Here is a 19,986-nt window from a genome sequence, read left to right on the forward strand (position 1 = left end):
TCGAATCCACGCGCAGTGTACGACGCGTCGCACACGACCACAGGGCGGTCGCGCCCCGCGCCCCACCTACCGGTCCGGAGACTCCTGACGGCTGCCTAACGGGAGCGACACGCCAAGCCCTACCCGGCGGCGCGGCAACGGCGTCACGGCCAGCGTCACCCCACGGTCCTCGTTCCGCGCGATGATCGCCTCCGCGCGTGAACGCGACCGGCGCGCATAGCTCGCCGACTCCAGCGCCGCCCCCGCCCACACCACCCCAGCCGCCGCCAGTCCGGCCAGCGCCATCGGGCGCGTCGTGCGCGTCAGCGAATCGGTGTACTGGTTCCCGAATGGGTCGGTGAAGCGGTCGGTCACCACCTCCTCCTTGGACGACAGCGCCAGCACCACCGCGCCGGCCACCGCCCCAAGGGCGAGCACGCCGACCACCGGACGCCCCGTGGACATCTGCCCCATGCCCGGGAAGAGCAGCCCCGCCCCGAAGGCCTGACGCGGGGCGTAGACACGGTCTGGCAGGCGCGCCATCGAGCTGCGCACCGTTGTCAGGTCCGACGCCTGCGGCGACAGCTCGAGGTACTTCTCGAAGTCCTGGATGGCCTGCGTGCGGTCACCACGCGCCGCGCGCGAGAGCGCCCGGTTGAAGTACGGCTCGGGGGCCGCAGGAACCTGTCGCGCCACCGCGGCGAAGGCCGAATCGGCGGCGAGGTACTGGCGGCGCTGCAGGAGCGCGACGCCGGAGCGGAAGTTCGCGCGCGCCTCGTCGACACGCGCCAGCTCCGTGGCCGGGGTGAGGCGCACGATGCGGCCGCGCACCTCGTCACCGTCGGGGGCCGACGGCGAGAGCGCCAGGTAGCGGCAGTACTCGCGCACCGCCGGGTTGCTCTCGGCCAACGCCTCCAGTTCGCGCCCCAGATAGTAGGCGACACGCGCGTTGCCCGGGACCAGGAGCGACGCCTTGGCGAAGGCATCGCGGGCCGCCGTGTGATCGCCCTGCAGTGCGGCGTCCTGCGCGTCGTCGATCAGGCGGCGTGACTCGGACTCGGCGCTCGGCGCCGAGGCGCGCACCTGTGCCGGAGGAGGGAAGGCGGCGCAGCCGCTGACCCCCGAGGCCGCGAGCGCTGTCTTGACCGGGAGGCGAGCCGACTGCTGTGCGCCGACCGACGACGACGCGAGCAGCGCCGGCGAGAGCGTGATCGCGCCGAGCGTCAGCGCGTGCGCGAGCCGGCGCGAGACTTGGCGGAGGGGATGCGGCGAGACACGACTCATTGCACCACCACCGAGGCCTTGTTGGATTGCACGCCTTCGCACGATGCCGTCACCGTGGGATCCGCCGAACCCGACGGCGCGACTCCCGTGATCGTGATGACCAGCTGGCCTGACGAATCGGTGAGGCCGTCCTGCGGCGACCCCGCGATGGGCGTGGCGGGGACGGCGGTGAGCTTGTTGATGTCGTCAGATGCAATCGTGCAACGGCGCCCGGCGAGCGCGATCCCTCCGACGGCCGCCGACCGCACCTCGAGCATGAGCGACTTCGACGTCCCGGCGGTGACGGTCTCGCTCGATGGCGAGATGACGACGCTCCCGATGGGGATGAGGGTCACGGTGAGGGCGGACGACCCCGAGGGGTTGGGATTGCCCGCCGTCCCCTGGCTGGTCGCGGTTGCCGTAATCTGGACCGGAGTGGCGGCGGTGGAGTCGACGCCCGCGACGGTGCCGTTTGTCGGGTTCACCGTGGCCTTCGCCACGTTGCCGCTCGACCAGGAGAACGTGTAGGTGTGTCCGGTGATCGCCACGCCGTTGGAGTCACGCGGTGTGGGCGTGAAGAGGAAGGCGCTGCTCCCCACCTGGATGCTGGCCGTCGTCGGCGCGAGCGTCACGCTTGCCACGGGGACCGGCTTCACGACGACCGTGATAGGAGTCGTGGCCCCGATCCCGTCGACCGTTGCGGTGATGGTGGCGGTGCCGACGCTGACAGCCGTGATGCTCGCCGATCCCGCCGTCCCCGCCGCGACAGTGGCTACCGCCGGGTTGTTCGACGACCAGACGATGGTGCGCTGGCCGAGTCCGAGCGGGGCGTTCGATGCGTCGAAGGCCTGCACGGTGGCGGGGAAGGTGTGCGTGGGGTGCACGTTAGGTGGCTGTGTGGCCGAGACCTGCACCGACGCCACGGGGACGAGGCTCACGGTGAAGGGGATCGCCGTCGACGTCTTTCCTTCGGAGGTGGCGGTGATGTTCGTCGTCCCCGAGGCCACGGCGGTAACGAGCCCCGTGCTGCTGACGGTGGCGACGCTGGTCTGCGACGACGTGTACGTCACCAGACGACCGGTGAGCGCGGCATTGAAGCGGTCCTGCAGGACGACCGCGACCTGCTGTGTCTGTCCGACGAAGACCGAGGAGTCCGGTGTCGTGATGGCGATGCTGTTGACCGGCTCCTGCACGAGGAGCGACTTGGTCCCCTGCCTGCCCTCGGCGTCGGCCTGGATGGTCGCGGTGCCGGCGGCCACGCCGGTGATGACCCCGGTCTGGGCTGCGGTGGCGACGAGTGCAGGCAACGCATTCCAGGTGATCGGGCGCCCCGTCAGGACGTTGTTGCTGGCGTCGCGTAGCGTGGCGGTCGCCTGGATGTTGCCGTTCACGAAGATGGAGTCGACGCCGCCCGTTGCCACGGTGATGGACGAGACGGGGGCGAGGACGCGCACGGTGGTGCTGTTGGAGATGCCGTCGAACGGCGCGCTCGCCGTGATCGTGGCCTGGGCGCGCCCGCCGGGGGCCGAGACGCCGGTCACGGTCGTGGAGATCGACCCGGTGCCGATGTTGGTCCCCACCGTCACGACGCTCGGCGTGAGCGACAGGATGGCGACGGTACGGCCGGCGATGGTCGAGTTGCTCGCGTCGCGTGCGGTGGCCACGAGCGCGGCGGTGCCGCCGATGAAGAACGAGTCGGGGGCGACCGTGAGCAGGATACTGCTGACGGGCTGCAGGATCTTGAGCGTGGCCGACGGCTGGGTGGTGGTCCAGTCGGCCTGCACGGTCACCGTCCCCGGCGCATTGGGGGTGACGGTGGCGGTTGCACCTGACGGAGTGATCGAGGCGAAGGTGGCGCCGCCGGTGAGCGACCACACGGGGGTGCGACCGCCTAACGCGGCCCCGCTGATGACGTTGCCGGCGGAGTCACGCGGGGTGGCGGTGTAGCTGCGGGCGTTGGCTCCCCCCGGGATGACCGAATCGGCCTGTGCGCCGGGGAGGGTGACGGTGGAGGCGCTACCGACGGCGACGAAGTCGGTGGGGACGGCGATGGAGTCGGTGACCGTGCCGCTTCCGCCCTGCGCCTGGGCGTAGACCTTCACCGTCGCGGGCGAGCCGTTGCCGGTGATCGTGACCTGCCCGTTGGTCGAGCTGGAGGCGGAGACGGAGATGCCGGAGTTCTCCGATGACCACGCGATGAGGCGGCCCGGGAGCGGATTGTTCGAGGCATCAAACGCCGTCGCCGTGACGGTGCGGGCGTACGCCGACCCGATGTGCAGCGTTCCGGGGAGCGGGGTGAAGGCCACTCGGGCCACCTGCACGGCGGTGATCGTGAGTGCGGCGGTGGCGGTGACGGGAGTGCCCTGTCCCGGCGAGGACGCGCTCACCGTGATGGTGCCTGTCCCTGCGGCAACGCCCGTGACGAGCCCGGTGGTCGCGTTGATCGTGGCGGCGTTGGCGGGGGAGGTCACCAGTGACCAGGAGACGGTTCGACCGGTCGCCGACAGCACCTGCCCGCCCGAGGAGTTCAGCGTGACGCTCGGCTGTGTCGTGAGTCCGACCGTCACGAGCGGGTTGTTCGGGAGGATCGTCGCGGTCGCCACCGGCGCGAAGGTGACGGTCACCGCCGACGTACCCGGTGTGGGGTTGGTTCCGTTGACTCCCTGACCCGGGGCCGAGGCGCTGATGGTGACCGTGCCTGGGACGTTGGCGGTCACCAGCCCGGTCTGACTTACCGACGCGATCGCGTTGTTGCTCGAGGACCAGACGAGCGTGCGCCCCGTGAGGATGTTGTTGGCGGCATCGCGCGCGGTCGCCGTGAGCTGCAAGGTCTTGAGCTCCTCGACACTCACCGGCGTCGGCGACACCGAGATGCTCGCAATCGGCACCGCCGTCACCGAGACCGTCGAGACCCCCGTCACGCCGCCGATGGTCGCGCGAATGGTCGCCGTCCCCGTCCCGACGGTCGTGATCGTATTGGTATCCGCGGTGACCGAGGTGCCAACCGTCGCGACTGTCACCGCGCTCGAACTCCACGTGACCGGCCGGCCGATGAGGATGTTGTTGCTGGCGTCCCGCGCCACCGCCGTCACCGCCTGCTTCTGCCCCAGCTGCAACGCCGCGGTGCTCGGCGTCAGCGTCACGCTGGCGACCGGGATGTTGGTGACGGTCACGAACGACTGCGCGATCACCCCTTCCACCGTCGCCTGCACGGTGACGGTGCCCGGGGCGAGGGCGGTGACGGTGCCACTGGTGCTGACCGAGGCGATCGCCTGGTTGGAGACCGCCCAGCCGATGTTGCGCCCGGTGAGCGAGAGCGGGGCACCGCTGGAATCGGCGAGCAGGAGGGTGAGCGTGAGCGTGGAGCCGACGGTGACGGTCGGCGCCCCGGGAATGATCGTCGCCGTGGCGACCGGGGTCGGCGTCACGGTGATCGGGGCCGTGCCCACCACGCCGTCGACCGTGGCCGTGACGTTGGCCGTCCCGGGGGCAATGCCGCTCACGAGCCCCGACGACGAGACCGACGCCACCGCGGGGGCCGACGAGTTCCACGAGACGGTGCGCCCCGTGATCGTGTTCCCCTGCGCGTCGACCGGCGTCGCCGACAGCTGCAGCGTCCGGGCCTGCGCGATACTCCCGCTCGGCGGCGAGATGCGCACGCTGGCCACGCCCACGCTGCTGACGGTGATCGAGACGCTGGTCGAGACCCCCTCGGAGGCGGCGAAGATCAGCGCCGACCCGGTGCCGACGGCGGTGACCAGCCCCGCCTGGGTGACGGTCGCGACGGACGGGGCGCCGGAGATCCAGGTAATGACGCGCCCAGGGAGCACGTTGTTCGAGGCGTCGCGCGCACTGGCCGAGAGCTGCAACGTGCCGCCCACGAGGAGCGTGCCCGAGCCCGGCGTGATGCTCAGCGACGCCACCGGGACCGGCGTCACGGTGATGGTCGCCGTCCCCGACTTGCCCCCCGTGCTGGCGCTGATGGTCGCCCGCCCGTTGGTGAGGGCGGTGACCAGCCCGCTGTTGGACACGGTGGCGATCGTCGGCTGGTCGGTGTCCCAGGTGATGGCGCGTCCCGACAGGACGTTGCCCGCGCTGTCGACCACGCGGGCGGTGAGCTGCTGGACCTGTCCGGCGGCGAGCGTCGTCGTGCGCGGGGTGACGCTCACGGTGTCGACGGGGACGAGCGAGACGGTAAGACGCGACGTGGCGCTCCGGCCCTCACTGGCCGCGGTAATGGTCGCTGCTCCGGTCGCGAGCGCCGTCACCAGCCCGGTCGACGAGACCGACGCGACGGTGGGGGCGTTGGAGCTCCAGGTGATCGAGCGCCCGTTGAGCGCGTTTCCGGCGGCGTCGCGCGGGGTGGCGACGAGCTGCAGCGACTGCCCGAGGATGAGCGCGCCGGTGGCCGGGGTGAGCGATATGGATGCGATCGGGACGGGCTGCACCGTGACGACCGATGCGCCGGCGACGCCGTCGACGGTAGCCGTGACGTTCGCGGCGCCGGCGGCGACGCCGGTGACGACGCCGGTCGACGTGACGGTGGCGATGGTGGCGTTGCTGGTGGCCCAGATGACCGGACGTCCGGTCACGGTCGCTCCACCGGCGTCGAGCGCTTCGGCGCTGAGTGCCGTGGTGGTCCCGGCGACGATCGTGGCGGTCGACGGGGTGACGCGTACCAGGGAGACGGGGCGCGCGTTGACGGTGACCGGAAGGATCGCCGACTTGCCGCCGGCGCTGGCCGCGATCTGGGTCCCGCCCTGCGACACGGCGGTGACGAGCCCCGCCTGTGTCACGGTGGCGATCGCCGGGTTCTGCGACGACCAGAAGACCTGCCGACTATCGAGCGCCTTCCCCGCGTCGTCGAGGACACGAATGCTGACATTGCGCGCCTCGCCCACGGTGAGGCTGAGCGAGAGCGGATTGGGTTCCAGCCGGGCGACGGTCTGGTCGTCGGGGGCGAACGGAGAATCGCACGAGACGAGCAGGAGTGCGTACGTCGCCGCCATCATCGCGCGCCTGGGTCCCATCGCGCCGACCGTGCGCCGCCGGAAGCGCACGAGCGCCTGCGCCACGGAGGCGAGGCGCGTCGCGAGCGACGACGGCGGGGACGAAGGGCGCGACGGCATCATGCCTCGGGCAACCTAACGACCGGGGAGGACGACGCGCGCGGGGGCGCTGGCGTTCTCGCGATCGCCGGCGCCGAGCTGTCCGTCGATGTTGTAGCCCCAGCAGAACCCCTCCCCAGACGATGTGACGGCGCAGGTGTGGGCTCCGCTGGCGTTGACCGCGGCGTACGAGGTCCCGCCGCGCACGGCCACCGGGCGCGAGCGATCGGCGTTGCCGCCGTCGCCCAGCTGTCCATACGTGTTGCGCCCCCAGCAGTAGGCGCGCCCGTCGCGACTGCGGGCGCAGCTGTGCAGCTGGCCGGCGGTGACGGTGGCGAAGGAGACGGCCCCCTCGACGCTCTGCGGCGTGTTGGCGTCGGTGGTGGAGCCGGTGCCGAGCTGCCCGAAGTTGTTGCGCCCCCAGCAGTAGACGGTCCCCACGGTCGAGACGGCGCAGGTATGCTGGTTGCCGGCGGCGATGGAGACGAAGCGCTGGTCGGTCGCGACCTGCACGGGCGTGGCGCGGGAGGCGGTGGAGGCGTCGCCGAGCTGTCCGGCGTCGTTCTGCCCCCAGCACCAGGCGGTGCCATCGAGGGTGAGGGCGCAGGTGTGCGAGCGTCCCACGGTGAGGGCGCCGGCCACCATGCCTAACGGGACGGTGGCGGGGGTGGTGCGGGTGGCGCGCGACCCGTCGCCGAGCTGCCCGAGGGCGTTGCTCCCCCAGCACATCACGGTCCCGCTGCGGGTGAGCCCGCACGAGTGCGAAGCGCCGGCGCGCATCAACCGGAACGACGCACTGCCACTGACCCGAACGGGGGCGGAGCGGGGCGAGGTGGTGCCGTCACCGAGCTGGCCGGCGTCGTTGCTCCCCCAGCAGTAGGCCTCGCCATCGCGCGAGACGCCGCAGGAGTGCCAGACGCCGGCCGAGAGGGAGGCCAGGGCGAAGTCGCCGACGACGGGGACCGGTTCGGCGTGCGCATCGAAGCTGCCGTCGCCGAGTTGGCCGCGCTCGTTGTTGCCCCAGCAGCGCGCGCCTTGCCGGCGTCGTCGAGCATGCAGGAGTGGCGTCCGCCAGCCGCAATTGCGCCGCGATCGGCGGGGAAGCTGACGGCGGTGGCGGTGAGGGCGGCCGCACGGGCCGCGGAGTCGCGCGCGGCGGCCAGGGCGGCGCGGGAGACGGCGGCGGTGCTGCTGGGCGGAGTGCCCGGCAGCGGGGGCGTTGCCCCTGGCGGCAGCACCGCCGGCGTGCCCCCGGGGCGCGTGGCGGGCGGGATCGGGCTCGCGGTCGAGCGACCGGCGAGTTCGGAGGCCGCCAGCGCGCGCAACGAGTCGACGTTGCCGCCGGGGCGCAGGGAGAGCGCCGCGGAATCGGTCCCGGCGGCCGCCGCCGCTACCGAGTCGAACGGAAGGGCCCCGACGATCATCGCCGAGTCGGTCGGCGGGACGACGGGGACGACGACCTGCGCTGCGTCGGCGAACCGCGCCGAGTCGATGCGCGTGGCGAGTGCGGCGCTCTTCTGCTGCTGGACGTACGCGACCGCCCCGACGGCGGCCAGCACCACCGCGCCGACGACGTACCAGAGGCGGCGCGACGGCGCGACCGGCGCCGCTTCATCGGGAGGATGGACGGCCGCCGCCCCCCACGCCGGGCTGCGGCTCAGGCGCTGGGTGGCGTCGGTGTCGGCGATCTGGATCGCCTGCAGCTCGTCGGGCGAGGGCACGCCCCCCGCCGCCGCCACATCCTCGCGACGGAACTTGACGGTCGAGAGGGCAGGGTTGGCCGGCGGCGAGATGCTCGGCGCACGCGACGGGGTGACCGGGCGATAGGCCCCGGAGCGCCGGCGCTTCTTGGCGGCGGCGATCCAGTCCTTGAGCCCGGGGACGTTGTCGTCGCCGCTGAGCAGGGTGAGGAAGCGCGCCGCGCTCGCCCAGCGCCGGTCGGGGTTCTTGTGCATCAACCCCTCGATCAGGTACTGCATCTTGGGCGGGACGTCGGTGCGAATGAAGTCCAGCGGCGGGAGCGGGTCGTGCTTCTGCCGGTAGATGACCGAATAGAGGCTCTCGCCGGCCCAGGGGCGCTGTCCCGAGAGCATCTCCCACCCCACCATCCCTAACGAATAGAGGTCGGAGCGCCCGTCCAGGTGGCCGCCGTCGATCTGTTCGGGGGACATGTACGTCGGGGTCCCGATCGCCGTCCCGGTGGCGGTGAGCTCGGTGTTCTCTTCGATCGAGCGCGCGACGCCGAAGTCCGACAGGAGGGCGCGCCCGGTGATCTCGTCGAGGAAGATGTTCTCCGGCTTCACATCGCGATGCACGACGCCGCAGCGATGGGCGTAGGCGAGGGCCCGCGCGATGTCGCGCAGGACCAGCTCCGCCTCGTTGGGCGACATCGGGCTTCCGGCGAGCGCGGCCTTGAGGGTGCGCCCCGGGACGAGCTGCATGACCAGCGCGAGCCCGTTGTTGAGCTGCTTGACCGCGTGCAGCGAGACGATGTTGGGGTGCTCGAGCTGCGCGACCGTGCGCGCTTCGCGCGCGAGGCGCGCCACCGATTCGCTATCGGTGTGGAACCGTGGGCGAACGACCTTGATGGCGACGTCGCGCCCGAGCGAGCGCTCGCGGGCGCGATACACGACGGCCATGCCGCCGCGCCCGAGCTCACCGAGGCAGTCGTACTCCGTGTCCAGCTCGTGCGGCCAGCCGCCGCCCCCGACCCCACCCCCGTTCTGCACCGCCGCGTCTGTCATCGCTGATGAAAGCGGAAGACGAGTGTCCCCATCTCGATCCGGTCGCCATCACGCAGCGGGACCGGTTCCTCATCCGTGAGCGCAACGCGGTTCACGAGGACGGGATTTGTACGCGACAGGTTGGTGAGCGACCAGCCGTCGGATTCGAAGCTCATGCGGGCGTGGGACCGGCTCACCGTGGGCTCGAGGAGCTGGACGTGGCGGAACGGTGGCCCCTCGCTCCGGCCGAAGCTCACGACGGGAGGCTCGCCCCCGGCCATGCGGACGAAACGCACGTCGAGCCCGGCATCGGGGCCTTCGATCACCTGCAGGTGCCCCGGGAGGAGCGGACGCGACGCATCGGCGTGGCGATGGAAGCGCAGCGCCTGCCCCTGGATCATCTCCGCGACCGCGCCGGTCATCACCGTCTCGCCGGTCGTCATCGTGACGAGGGCATCCTCGGGCGAATCGGTGATGACGTGATACTCGTCAGGCGTGAGTCGCTGCGCGACCGCGAGCGCGGTGATGGGCGACGAACGCATGGGCGTGACCTCCCGAATCACCGGGGGGAGACGCGGCTCCTCGGTGGGGGGGAGGGTGGGCATGATGAGCATCGGCTTGGCGTGTTCGCGCAGCTCGACATCGCGCTTGCGCCTGGCGAGCCACAGCCAGACGACGATGCCGCCGCAGGCCAAGGCCAGCGAAGCCAGGATCACGGACAAACTGAGGAAGCTGACGCGCATTATCCGGTTCGAGGCCCCGGTACTGGAGCGGTCGTCGTACGCGCCGCGAGCTACCGGCGGAGACGGACGAGGTCGCGAGCGAGGGGCGAACGCCCACCGCGGACAGGTACACGCACGCCGCCCCGACGTTTCGTCGGTTTACACGGAGTACGCCGCGGTAACTTAGGCTCCCGGAACGGAGGCGCGCCAGAGAGTGGCGTACGTGCCACGCCTCGGGCGGAAGGGGGTTCCTAGCGCCCTACTTGGCGCGAAAGCGGAACACGACCTCGCCCATCTCGATGCGGTCGCCTTCGCGCAGGACGACCGTCGATCCCTCGCCCGCGAGCGGCATCCCGTTCACGATCGCCGGGTTGGTCGCCGAGAGGTTGACCAGCGACCAGCTCTTCCCATCGAGGGCGAGCTTGGCGTGCATGCGCGAGACCGTGGGCTCGTGGAGTTGCACGTGGCGATATTGGGCCCCTTCGGCGCGTCCGAAGGTGATGGTGGTCCCGTCGGGGCCGGGGGTGCGGACGAACTTGATCTCCTGCCCGACGTCGCGCCCATCGATGATCTCGAGCCGGCCGGGGAGGAACTGCAGCGTCCCGTCCTGCGGGCGCTCAAGGCGCAGCGTGACGGCGGACCGTTCGTCGCGCACGGCGTCGCGGCGGTCCCCGGCCACGTGCATGCGAAGGACGCGCGCGCGGTCCTCGTTGGCGACCTCGCCGAGTTCCATGGCGCGCATTTCCACCGGGATGGCGGGGGCGCTCGGCGTTGGCGGCGCGGGCGCAACAGGCTGCGGCATGGGCGCCACCGCTACAGCGGGCTCAACCGCAGGCTGCGCCGCGATGCTCGCCGGAGTGCGCCGAGTGGGCCTCGGCGGGATCGACGCCATGTCACCCTGTCCGAACGGAGCGATCGGAATCGGCCCGTTGAGGTGCGCGCGCCGACGTCTGCGAGGGAGCCACACCCCGAAGATCAGCGCGAGTACCAGGACGAGGACAGGAACTGCGGCGACGTACGGAAGCAAGAAACTCCGTGGCGAAAGAGCGTGCGAAGCGTTCGACGCGGGCTCGAGAAATCGGCGCGGCGAGGTACCCCGGGCGCATCCCTTCCGCGAAGGTCGTGCCGCGGTATCGAGCGATGCCCCAATCTGACGACGCGATGGGTGCGGAGGCCACCGGTTCCCGGGTGGATTTTATGCACGGCTAGCGGCCCGGGTTCCATTGTGTGCGCAGACTGCGGCGCGGTTGACCTGAGCGAGTCGGGGTGACTAGTTTGTCGTGCTCGGGTAAGGGCCTGTAGCTCAGTTGGTTAGAGCGCACGCCTGATAAGCGTGAGGTCAGAGGTTCAACTCCTCTCAGGCCCATCCTTACACTGTCGTTCCTGAAGGACTGAACAACTGACTGACGAGAGGGGGCGGCGCCGATGGCGTCCGCCCCCTTTTCCTTTTGGCCCCCGATCGGCCGCCGATCACCGGCCGCGCCCCAACGGTCGTGGTCGCCATGCGGAGGTCGCGGGCGGCCCGCGGTCAGTCGCGCGGGCCCGTGGCGCGCCGGTCGCGCGCCGGTCGCGCGCCCGTTGCGCGCCGGCCTCCCAGACGGACTGGTTGGTCCGCTCGTCGACGGCTCTGCCGTCCCCTCGGATCGCGCCGCCCCAGCCGCCGATCGAGTCGAGGCCACGCTCCGGAGCGACCGAGCGCGACCGGTACCGAGTGGTTCGGCGCCGGTCGCTCGATCGTGGTCGATCGCGCGAGCGCCGCGCCGTTCGTCGTGAATGCACCGCGAGTCCATCGGCGAGCGCATCGGCGAGTGCATCGGCGAGCGCATCGGCGAGCGCATCGGCGAGTTCACCGCGAGTTCACCGAATGGCCTCCGCGACGCGCCGCCGTTCATCTCCCTGTCACAAATCTAACGTCTCGCAGCCACGCGCGTCTCATCGCATGCAGGCAGCGCGCGACCGCGTTCCGCATCGGCGTGCCTTGCATCTGACGGACATACATCCACGGAGTACTGCCATGACCGACGACCACTGCCACGACCGCTCCCCGTGCCGCGCGAGCTGCGATCGCGCCGCCTCACGCCGCGCCTTCCTCCGCGATCTCGGCATCGCCGCGATCGGGTCGATCGCCGCGACCACGATGCTGCCGAGCGACGCCTGGGGCGCGACCGTCGAGATGCTGACGCCGCTGGCGCGCCGACAGGGTGAGGTCGCCTATCCCATTCCCAAGGGCGATGGCGTGCAGTTCGACGAAGCCACCGGGGTGATCCTCGTCCGGTGGCAGCAGCACCTCTACGCCTTCTCCAGCGAGTGCCCGCACCGCGGCGCGACGCTGAGCTACCTGGCCGCCGAGAATCGCATCTATTGCCGCAAGCACAAGGCGCGTTTTGCTCCTGACGGGGCCTGGCAGTCGGGGCGCCAGACGTCGGCGCTCGACCGCTTCCCGCTGCGCCTCGACGCGGGGCAGGCGCTCGTGCGCGTCGACGCTCCGCTGGAGGCCGAGCGTGACCCGGCGGGCTATGCGGCCGCCAGCGCAGGTGTCCCATGACCGCCCCGGCCGTTCGCGCGCCGCGCATCGCGCGTCATCGCACCTACGACCCCGTCCTTCGCGTCATCCACGGCGTCATGGCGCTCAGCATCACGGTGATCGTCGCGGTCTTCGCCCTGGGTGACCTGCTGGGCGATCGCGCCGATGGCGATACCGTCGCCCTGCTGCACACCGCGGCGGGCTTCATCCTGGTGGGCGCGCTCCTGGCCCGCCTGGTCTGGGGGATGGTTGGCCCCCACGAGGCACGCCTGGCGCGACTCTGGCATCCCCGCGTTTGGGTGGAGGCGATCCGTCGCCGCCAGTTCCCGCACGCCTCGGGCTTCGGTCACCACCCGGCGGCGAGCGTCGCGTACCTCGCCTTCTACGCGGCGATCGCATACCTGAGCGTCTCGGGGATCGTCATGGCGGGGGCGGAGTTCGACATCGGCCCGGCCACCTGGTGGACGACGTCGCGTGCGCTACGCCCGCTGGCGCGCGCGCTGGGCGAGGCCCATGAGGGGGCGGCGTTGGTGGTGATCGGCTTCATCGCCGCGCACCTGCTCGCCCTCGTGTGGCACGAGCGGCGCGATGGCGTTCCCGTCGCGCAGGCGATGATCAGCGGCTATCAGTATCGTAGCGAGTCCGAGGTCACCGGCGAGCACGTCGCGCGGTAGCCCCGGGGCGCGGGATCACCGCTCCATCTTCCAGAAGGTGATCCCGCTGGCCTGCTGCGCCACGTCGACGGTGGCCACCTTGACCATCGCCTGCAGGTCGTAGACGTCGACCTTCCCCGGCTGTGCGCCCACCCCTTCGCTCGAGACGAAGGCGTAGCGCGAGTCGGGGCTGGTCACGACGCCGTGGGCGACGGTCGTGGAGTTCTTGAAGGTCGCCACGCTCTTCCCCTGCGACAGGTCGAAGACCTCGAAGCCAGCGCCCTGCTTGAGCGTTGCGACGAGGTACTTCCCGTCGGCGGTGACGGCGAGATTGTACGGGCCGCGCCCGGTCTTGAGGCGGCGCGACACGCGCCACGAGGCGCGATCGACTTCCAGGATCTCGTCGCCCTTGTTGCAGGTGACGAAGACGACCTTGCCATCGGCCGAGGGCTGGGCCCAGGTGGGGGAGCAGGTCGCGCTCATCGACACGCCGTGTCCCTCGCTCGCATCCATCTGATGCGCGGCATGCGCGTTGGCCGAATCGGGCTTGGTCTCCATCTTGTGACCGGCATGACCTCCCGCCGCCGGCTGCATGGCGATCGGACCTTCCTTTCCCTTGGCCAGCGAAAAGCGCCGCGCGACCGAAAAGGTGCGCGTGTCGATCTCAACGAGCTGATCATCCATCATGCACCCCGAGTACTGCATCGCCCCGCTGGGCTCGATGCGGCTCCCGTGCGGCATGGTGCAGGTCTCGACCTGCGCGACCTCGGTCATGGTGGGCGTGTAGACCACGCTCATGCTGCTCGGCACCATCTCGCCGTGCAGGTTGAAGTTGGCGGAGAAGGTGTAGAGCCCGTCCGGGGTGACGTCGAGCGAGGCGGGGAACTTCCCGAGGGAGATCCCGGGGCCGGCGAGGGTGTCGGGGCCCAACGCGTACTTCCAGAGCTTGCCGTCTGGGGTGCCGTGGCCGGTGGTCATGTAGAGCCACTTGGCGTCCGGCGAGATCTGCAGGCCGTGGGGCCCTTCCATTTCGGCGGCGAGTTCACCGATCAGGATGGTCTTCTCGACCTCCGCCCCCTTGGGGCCGAATCTGACACGATGGATGCGGTCGGCCGATTCGGCACCGACGTACACCCAATAGGTGGCGGTGGGTGGTACGGGAGCCTTGGCGGTGGCGACGGCGCTCGCCGCAGTGGCGGCGGTCGCTGGCTTGGGGGCGGTGGCCGGTCGCATGGGGCGCGCGACCGGTCGCTGCGCGCGCGCCTCCGGTGCGAGGGCGGTCATGCCGAGGAGGGCCACACCGGCGGCGGTGATTGTCTTGCGACGGAATCGTACGTCGGCCATTGTCATCGCTCGCTGCAGCGGGCCCGCGCCCGTGCCGGTTGAAGCCCTGAAGTGCCGTCCGCTGCGACGCAGCGGTCCCCCATCGACGGAGAACATCGCTCATGAACGTAGCGCGAAGCCTTCGCTTCGTCACGACAGCCATTGTCATGGCTTCTGCCCTCTCCACCGCGCTCCCGGCGCAGTACGCGCAGGGGGTAGTGAAGATCGTCGCCGAGCCGTCGCGCCTGACGCTCAAGGCCGGGGAGACGGTCCCGCTCAAGGTGACCGCGCTCGACAAGGACGGGAAGGAAGTAGCCGACGCCATGGTGCGCGTCGGTGGGCCGCGTGGGGCGGTGCAGTACGCCGACGGCAAGCTGACGGCGCTCAAGGCGGGGTCGTTCACGGTGGTGGCGTCGGCGTTCCTCGGTCGTGGCATCGAGGCGATCACCCTCGACATTCCGGTGATCGTGTCGTGGCCAGCGCTGGCCACCATCGAGCTGACGGGCGAGGCGGCCCGACTCTACACGGGGACGATGCTGGCCCACACGGCGAAGGGGTCGCACGCCGATGGCTCGCCGCGCGTCGGGCTGACGGTCACCTGGCGCACCTCCGACGCGAGCGTGGCCACCGTCGATCGGTTCGGCAACGTCACGGCGCTCAAGCCGGGGGCGGTCTCCATTTCGGCCGAGGCCGAGGGCGTGAGCGCCCAGAAGCGCTACGCGGTCGTGGCGAGCCCGGTGGCGCGCATCGAGGCGACGATCAAGGAGACGTCGGTGAGCACCGGCGACGTCGTGCACCTGGCGGCGGCGGCCAAGCGGGCCAACGGCGAGACGGTGAGCGACGCCAAGATCGACTGGAGCTACCTCTACACGCCGGATGACACGACGGTTGCGCCTGGCGGCCCGGCCATCATCGACCGCGCACCGGACGGGATGCCGATCTTTGCGGCGAACGCCCCGGGGCGCTTCACCCTGGTGGCGCAGTCCGGGACGGCGCTGAGCCGTACGGTCATCGACGTGAAGCCGCGCGACGTGCGGCGCAAGATCACGGTGACGGGGCGCGGGACGATCAACACGACGGCGACGTCGGACCTCTGGCCGTGGACCGGAAAGGACGGCCGCGACTACTGCATCGTGGGGACGTGGGGGGGCGATGGCTACGCCATCATCTTCGACATCACGGACCTCAACAACATCGTGAAGACCGACTCGGTCAAGGTCGATGCGCGCACGATCAACGACGTCACGATCTCGCCTGACGGGCGTTATGGCGTCATCACGCGCGAAGGGGCGTCGAATCGCGTGAACGGCGTGGTGATCCTCGACCTGGCGACGCCCGCGCATCCCAAGATCGCCTCGACGTTCGACAAGGAACTCACCGGCGGCGTGCATAACGCCTTTGCCACGAACGACTACCTGTTCGCGATCTCCGGCGGCGAGAAGTACGTCATCATCGACGTGAAGGACATCTACGCGCCCAAGTACGTGAGCGAGTACAAGCATCCCGGCGCCCGCATCCACGACCTGTGGGTGCGTGACGGGATCGCCTACTCCGCGCAGGGGGGGGCGGGGACGGTGATCGTCGACGTCGGCAACGGGAAGTGGGGAGGGACAATCCAGAAGCCGAAGCTCATCAACGTCTTCCCGATCAACTCGGGGCACGAGATCTATCCGTACGTCCAGAAGAGCACGGGGAAGACCTACCTGTTCATCGGCGACGAGGAGATGAACCGCGCCGGTCGGGTGTGGGAAGGCACGAACTACTTCGCCTCGCTCGGACAGTCAGGGGGCATTGCGCAGACGTCGGGGGGCTACGTCCACATCGTCGACGCGACCGATCCGATGAACATGAAGAAGGTCGGGCGCTACCACCTCGAGGACTACGGCGCACACGACATCATCGTCGAGGACGACATCCTGTACCAGGCGTACTACGACGGCGGGGTGCGCGTGGTCGACGTGTCGGGCGAGTTGTTAGGCAACCTGGCCAACCAGAACCGGGAGATTGCCGTCTTCAAGTCGTTCGATCCCAAGGGGCTCACCTCCAATGCGTCGTTCGTGATGAATGCGATGCCGTGGAAGGGGCGCGTCCTGTTCACCGACTTCAACTCGGGGCTGTGGGCGGCGAAGCAGCCGGCCGCAGAGCTCCCCACCCCTCTCCAGGGGAGGCCACGACGCCCGGGGCCCCCTCCGTCCCTCGCCCGCAACCGGCTGATGGCGCCGCGTGCGATCGTGCAGACGCTGACGTCGCGCGATGCCGCGTTCGCGCGCGCGGTGTACGATCGGCGCGGTTGTGGCGGTGCATCGACCGTGACCGCGTCGCGCGACGAGTAGGGGGCGATCGTCGACGGTGGCCGGCCGCGCGCGCGGGGCCTGCTAGCGTTCGCCGGACTTCGGGCGTAGAACTTGGTAACGACCGCCACGAGGGTGGTCGCCTCCGAGACTCCCGCACCCCGATCTCACGATGTCCATCCCGCGCGGCACACGCCTGCTCCGTACGTCGAGCGTGGCGGCCGCCCTGCTTCTCGGCGCGAGCGCTCTTGCGGCGCCGCTCGGAGCGCAGGCGACGCAACAGCAGGACGAGGAGTACACCCGCCTCATCCGCGAGAATCTGCGCGACCCGCGCATCACCACCGAGCTGGTGGATCACCTCCCGGCCTCGAGCACCGTGCCGACGCCGCTCAAGTTCCATGGGCGCATCGTCGGCCAGCCGGGCGAACTCACGTATGCGCGCGACATCCAGCGCTACTTCGAGGCGCTGGCCAAGGCGTCGCCGCGCGCGAAGTTCTGGACGATCGGCAAGTCGGAGGAGGGGCGCGACATGTTCGTGCTCGCCATCGGCGACGAGGCGACGATTCGCGATCTCGACAGCTACAAGGCCAAGCTCGCCGCGCTGACCGACCCGCGAAAGACGAGCGCGGCACAGGCGAAGGAGCTCATCGCGACGGCCAAGCCGATCTACTGGCTCACGAGCGGGATGCACTCGCCGGAGACCGGTGGCCCGGAGACGCTGCAGGAGCTGGCGTACCGGCTCATCGTCGAGGAGACGCCGTACGTGCAAACGATCCGCAACAACGTGATCACGTTCATCACGCCGGTGATCGAGGTGGACGGGCGCGAGAAGCACGTCGACACCTACTACTTCAACAAGAAGCGCCCGGCGGGGAGCGAGCGGCTCCCGCTGATGTACTGGGGGAAGTACGTCGCGCACGACAACAACCGCGACAACATGGGGCAGTTCCTCAAGCTGTCGCAGCACGTGAACAAGTTCTTCCTCGAGTGGCACCCGCCCATCATGCACGACCTGCACGAGGCGTCGAACTACCTGTACACCTCGACGGGGACGGGGCCCTACAACGAGGCGATCGACCCGATCACGATCGACGAGTGGTGGTTGCTCGCCAAGACGGAAGTGATGGAGCTGACCAAGCGCGGCGTGCCGGGCGTCTGGACGTACGGCTTCTACGACGGATGGGTCCCGAACTACATGTTCTTTGCCGCCCACGCGCACAACGCGACCGGGCGCTTCTATGAAGTGCAGAGCTACGGCCCCGACACCTCGACGGTGCGCCTGGGCGCCACGCAGACGAGCCGCGAGTGGTTCCGCCCCAACCCGCCGCTGGCCAGCATCAAGTGGGGGCCGCGCAACAACGTCAACATCCAGCAGTCGGCGCTCCTCATCGCCCTCAACCACGTGGCGAAGAACAAGGAGACCTACCTGGAGAACTACTGGCTGAAGAACAAGCGCCAGGTGGAGAAGGGGAAGAACGGTCCGACCTACGCCTGGGTGATCCCGGCGGGGCAGCGTCGCAAGGGCGAGGTGGCCGATGCGGTCAACGCGCTGCGGGTGCAGGGGCTCGAGTTCCACACGGCGACGTCGGCCTTCAAGGCCGGGAACGTCGAGGTGAAGCCGGGCGACTACATCATCCGTGGCGACCAGCCGTACCGCATCCTCCCCGAGATGTACTTCTCCGTGCAGAACTTCGCCCCGGGGAACCCGCGCCCGTACGACGACACCGGCTGGACGTACCAGCTCACGCGCAATTTCAAGGTGTCGGAAGTGACCGACCAGGCGATCCTCGCGCAGGCGATGACGCCGGTGACGGCCGACGTGAAGGCGTCCGGCGGGATCGACGGGACAGGGTCCGTCGTGGTGGTGGAGCACACCACCGACAACAACCTCATGAAGTTCCGGTTTGCCAACGCGACGGTGAAGATGCTGGCCGCCGAGGAGGACTTCACGCTCAACGGCAAGTCGTTCCGCGCCGGGTCGTTCATCATCCCGAGCGCTGATCGCGGCAAGCTCGAGTCGTCGCTGCGTGAGCTCGGCCTCTCGGCCGTGGCGGTCGCGGCGGCGCCGACGGTGGCCACGCACGAGCTCGACGTACCGCGCATCGGCTACGTGCACGCCTGGCAGCGCACGCAGGACGAAGGGTGGGTGCGCGCGGCGCTCGACACCTACGGCGTCCCCTACACGTACTTTGCCGACCAGCGCCTGAAGGAGGGGAGCCTGCGCGCGAAGTACGACGTCATCATCTACCCGAGCGTCGGCGGGAACGCGATCTCGCACGTGAATGGGATCGCCAAGACGTCGGCCTTCCCGCTCCCGTACCAGAAGACGGCGGCCACGCCCAACCTGGGCGCGCTCGACCAGTCGGAGGACATCCGCGGCGGCATGGGGATGGAAGGGCTGGTGGAGTTGCAGAAGTTCGTGAAGGCGGGGGGGACGCTCATCGTGGAAGGGTCGACGTCGACGATCTTCCCGGCCTTCGGCATGACGCCCGGGATCACGATCGAGGAGCCGGCGGCGCTCTTCGCGCGCGGATCGATCATGCGCGGGATCATCGCCGACAAGAAGAGTCCGATCGCCTACGGATACGAGGGGGGGCAGCTCCCCGTGTACTTCAACCAGTCGCCCGTGATCAGCGCGGGCGGGGGCGGCGTTCCGGCGGAGTTCGCGGCGTTCCTGGGTGGTGGCGGCGGTCCGAGCCAGAACATCACGCCGATGGCGACCAAGCTGCGCCTCTCGCCGTGGGAGCAGGACTCGTCGGCGTCACGTCCGGCGGCACCGGCAGCTGACGAAGGCGCCAACTTGCGGGCGATGGCGGCGCAGTTCGGGATCAACGTCGACCAGGGGCGTCCGCGCGTGGTGATGTCGTTCCCCACCAATCCGAACGACATGCTCCTGTCGGGGACGTTGCAGAATGGGCAGCTCCTGTCGGGGCGCGCGCAGGTCGTCGATGCGACCGTCGGTGACGGGCACGTCGTGATGTTCGCGATCCGGCCGTTCTGGCGTTGGCAGACGCAGGGGACCTACTTCCTCGGCTTCAACGCGATCCTCAACTGGAACGACCTGCATGCGGGGAAGGCGGCGCCTCCTGCGAGACCGGCGGCGGCCTCCCATGGGGAGAGACGGGACGAGTGGCCCGTCTTCCCGTCTTCCTCTCCCCCTAGAGGCCTGGGGGGGGGCTCCAGCGGCCGCAGGTTGGGGACGGGGGGGAGGGGCGTCACGCCCTGACTTGCATGCCGCCCGCGCTGCTCGCGAAGATCGCGTTGTGACGGGATTCCGTGCCCGCCTTCAAGCCTGCGGTACTGCCCGCCCAAGGGCCAACGCCCGCTCTCCCTGGCGCGCGAGGCCTGGGGGGGGGAGGGTTCTGGGGGGAGGGGGGGCGGCGGGCCCAGCGGGGGTCAC

At 70.1% G+C, this 19,986-nt stretch carries 12 protein-coding genes and 1 tRNA gene; 6 read left to right on the plus strand and 7 right to left on the minus strand.

Going from position 1 to position 19,986, the window contains the following annotated elements; genetic code table 11:
• Positions 1 to 66 precede the first annotated feature (66 nt).
• The 6 genes from IPN47_00165 to IPN47_00190 form a co-directional block, all read right to left on the minus strand.
• The gene (locus IPN47_00165; GenBank protein MBK9406470.1) at positions 67 to 1,263 is read right to left on the minus strand and encodes a hypothetical protein; all 1,197 of its coding nucleotides are present in this window, start codon (positions 1,261 to 1,263) and stop codon (positions 67 to 69) included.
• Positions 1,260 to 6,374 (minus strand): Ig-like domain-containing protein, encoded by a 5,115-nt coding sequence (locus tag IPN47_00170; protein MBK9406471.1) that lies wholly within the window; start codon positions 6,372 to 6,374, stop codon positions 1,260 to 1,262. Before IPN47_00170 ends, IPN47_00165 begins: the two co-directional genes overlap by 4 nt.
• Before the next feature lie 12 nt (positions 6,375 to 6,386).
• Positions 6,387 to 7,130 (minus strand): hypothetical protein, encoded by a 744-nt coding sequence (locus tag IPN47_00175; protein ID MBK9406472.1) that lies wholly within the window; start codon positions 7,128 to 7,130, stop codon positions 6,387 to 6,389.
• Positions 7,130 to 9,094, minus strand: coding sequence for a serine/threonine protein kinase (locus IPN47_00180; GenBank protein ID MBK9406473.1), 1,965 nt, complete (start codon positions 9,092 to 9,094; stop codon positions 7,130 to 7,132). Before IPN47_00180 ends, IPN47_00175 begins: the two co-directional genes overlap by 1 nt.
• Positions 9,091 to 9,789 (minus strand): FHA domain-containing protein, encoded by a 699-nt coding sequence (locus IPN47_00185; GenBank protein ID MBK9406474.1) that lies wholly within the window; start codon positions 9,787 to 9,789, stop codon positions 9,091 to 9,093. Before IPN47_00185 ends, IPN47_00180 begins: the two co-directional genes overlap by 4 nt.
• Before the next feature lie 265 nt (positions 9,790 to 10,054).
• On the minus strand, positions 10,055 to 10,597 hold the full coding sequence (locus tag IPN47_00190; GenBank protein MBK9406475.1) for an FHA domain-containing protein: 543 nt from the start codon (positions 10,595 to 10,597) through the stop codon (positions 10,055 to 10,057).
• A gap of 490 nt (positions 10,598 to 11,087) precedes the next feature.
• Between IPN47_00190 and IPN47_00195 the strand changes: the two genes are divergently transcribed.
• The 4 genes from IPN47_00195 (at position 11,088) to IPN47_00210 (ending at position 12,993) form a co-directional block, all read left to right on the plus strand.
• Positions 11,088 to 11,161: transfer RNA gene (locus tag IPN47_00195), tRNA-Ile, on the plus strand.
• Between the two features lie 407 nt (positions 11,162 to 11,568).
• Positions 11,569 to 11,706 (plus strand): hypothetical protein, encoded by a 138-nt coding sequence (locus tag IPN47_00200; GenBank protein ID MBK9406476.1) that lies wholly within the window; start codon positions 11,569 to 11,571, stop codon positions 11,704 to 11,706.
• Between the two features lie 103 nt (positions 11,707 to 11,809).
• Positions 11,810 to 12,340 carry a Rieske (2Fe-2S) protein gene (locus IPN47_00205; protein ID MBK9406477.1) on the plus strand — a complete coding sequence of 177 codons (531 nt, stop codon included), beginning with the start codon at positions 11,810 to 11,812 and terminating at the stop codon, positions 12,338 to 12,340.
• Entirely contained in the window at positions 12,337 to 12,993 is a 657-nt protein-coding gene (locus IPN47_00210; protein ID MBK9406478.1) for a cytochrome b/b6 domain-containing protein, read from the plus strand. Before IPN47_00205 ends, IPN47_00210 begins: the two co-directional genes overlap by 4 nt.
• Before the next feature lie 15 nt (positions 12,994 to 13,008).
• Here IPN47_00210 and IPN47_00215 read toward each other — a convergent pair whose 3' ends face one another.
• The gene (locus tag IPN47_00215; GenBank protein ID MBK9406479.1) at positions 13,009 to 14,316 is read right to left on the minus strand and encodes a YncE family protein; all 1,308 of its coding nucleotides are present in this window, start codon (positions 14,314 to 14,316) and stop codon (positions 13,009 to 13,011) included.
• A 146-nt stretch (positions 14,317 to 14,462) separates the two neighbouring features.
• On the opposite strand from IPN47_00215, the gene IPN47_00220 reads away from it, so the two are divergent.
• Positions 14,463 to 16,628 carry an Ig-like domain-containing protein gene (locus tag IPN47_00220; GenBank protein ID MBK9406480.1) on the plus strand — a complete coding sequence of 722 codons (2,166 nt, stop codon included), beginning with the start codon at positions 14,463 to 14,465 and terminating at the stop codon, positions 16,626 to 16,628.
• A gap of 130 nt (positions 16,629 to 16,758) precedes the next feature.
• The gene (locus IPN47_00225; GenBank protein ID MBK9406481.1) at positions 16,759 to 19,812 is read left to right on the plus strand and encodes a hypothetical protein; all 3,054 of its coding nucleotides are present in this window, start codon (positions 16,759 to 16,761) and stop codon (positions 19,810 to 19,812) included.
• Positions 19,813 to 19,986: the final 174 nt, after the last annotated feature.

This window comes from Gemmatimonadota bacterium, from assembly GCA_016719105.1.
GTDB lineage: Bacteria > Gemmatimonadota > Gemmatimonadetes > Gemmatimonadales > Gemmatimonadaceae > SCN-70-22.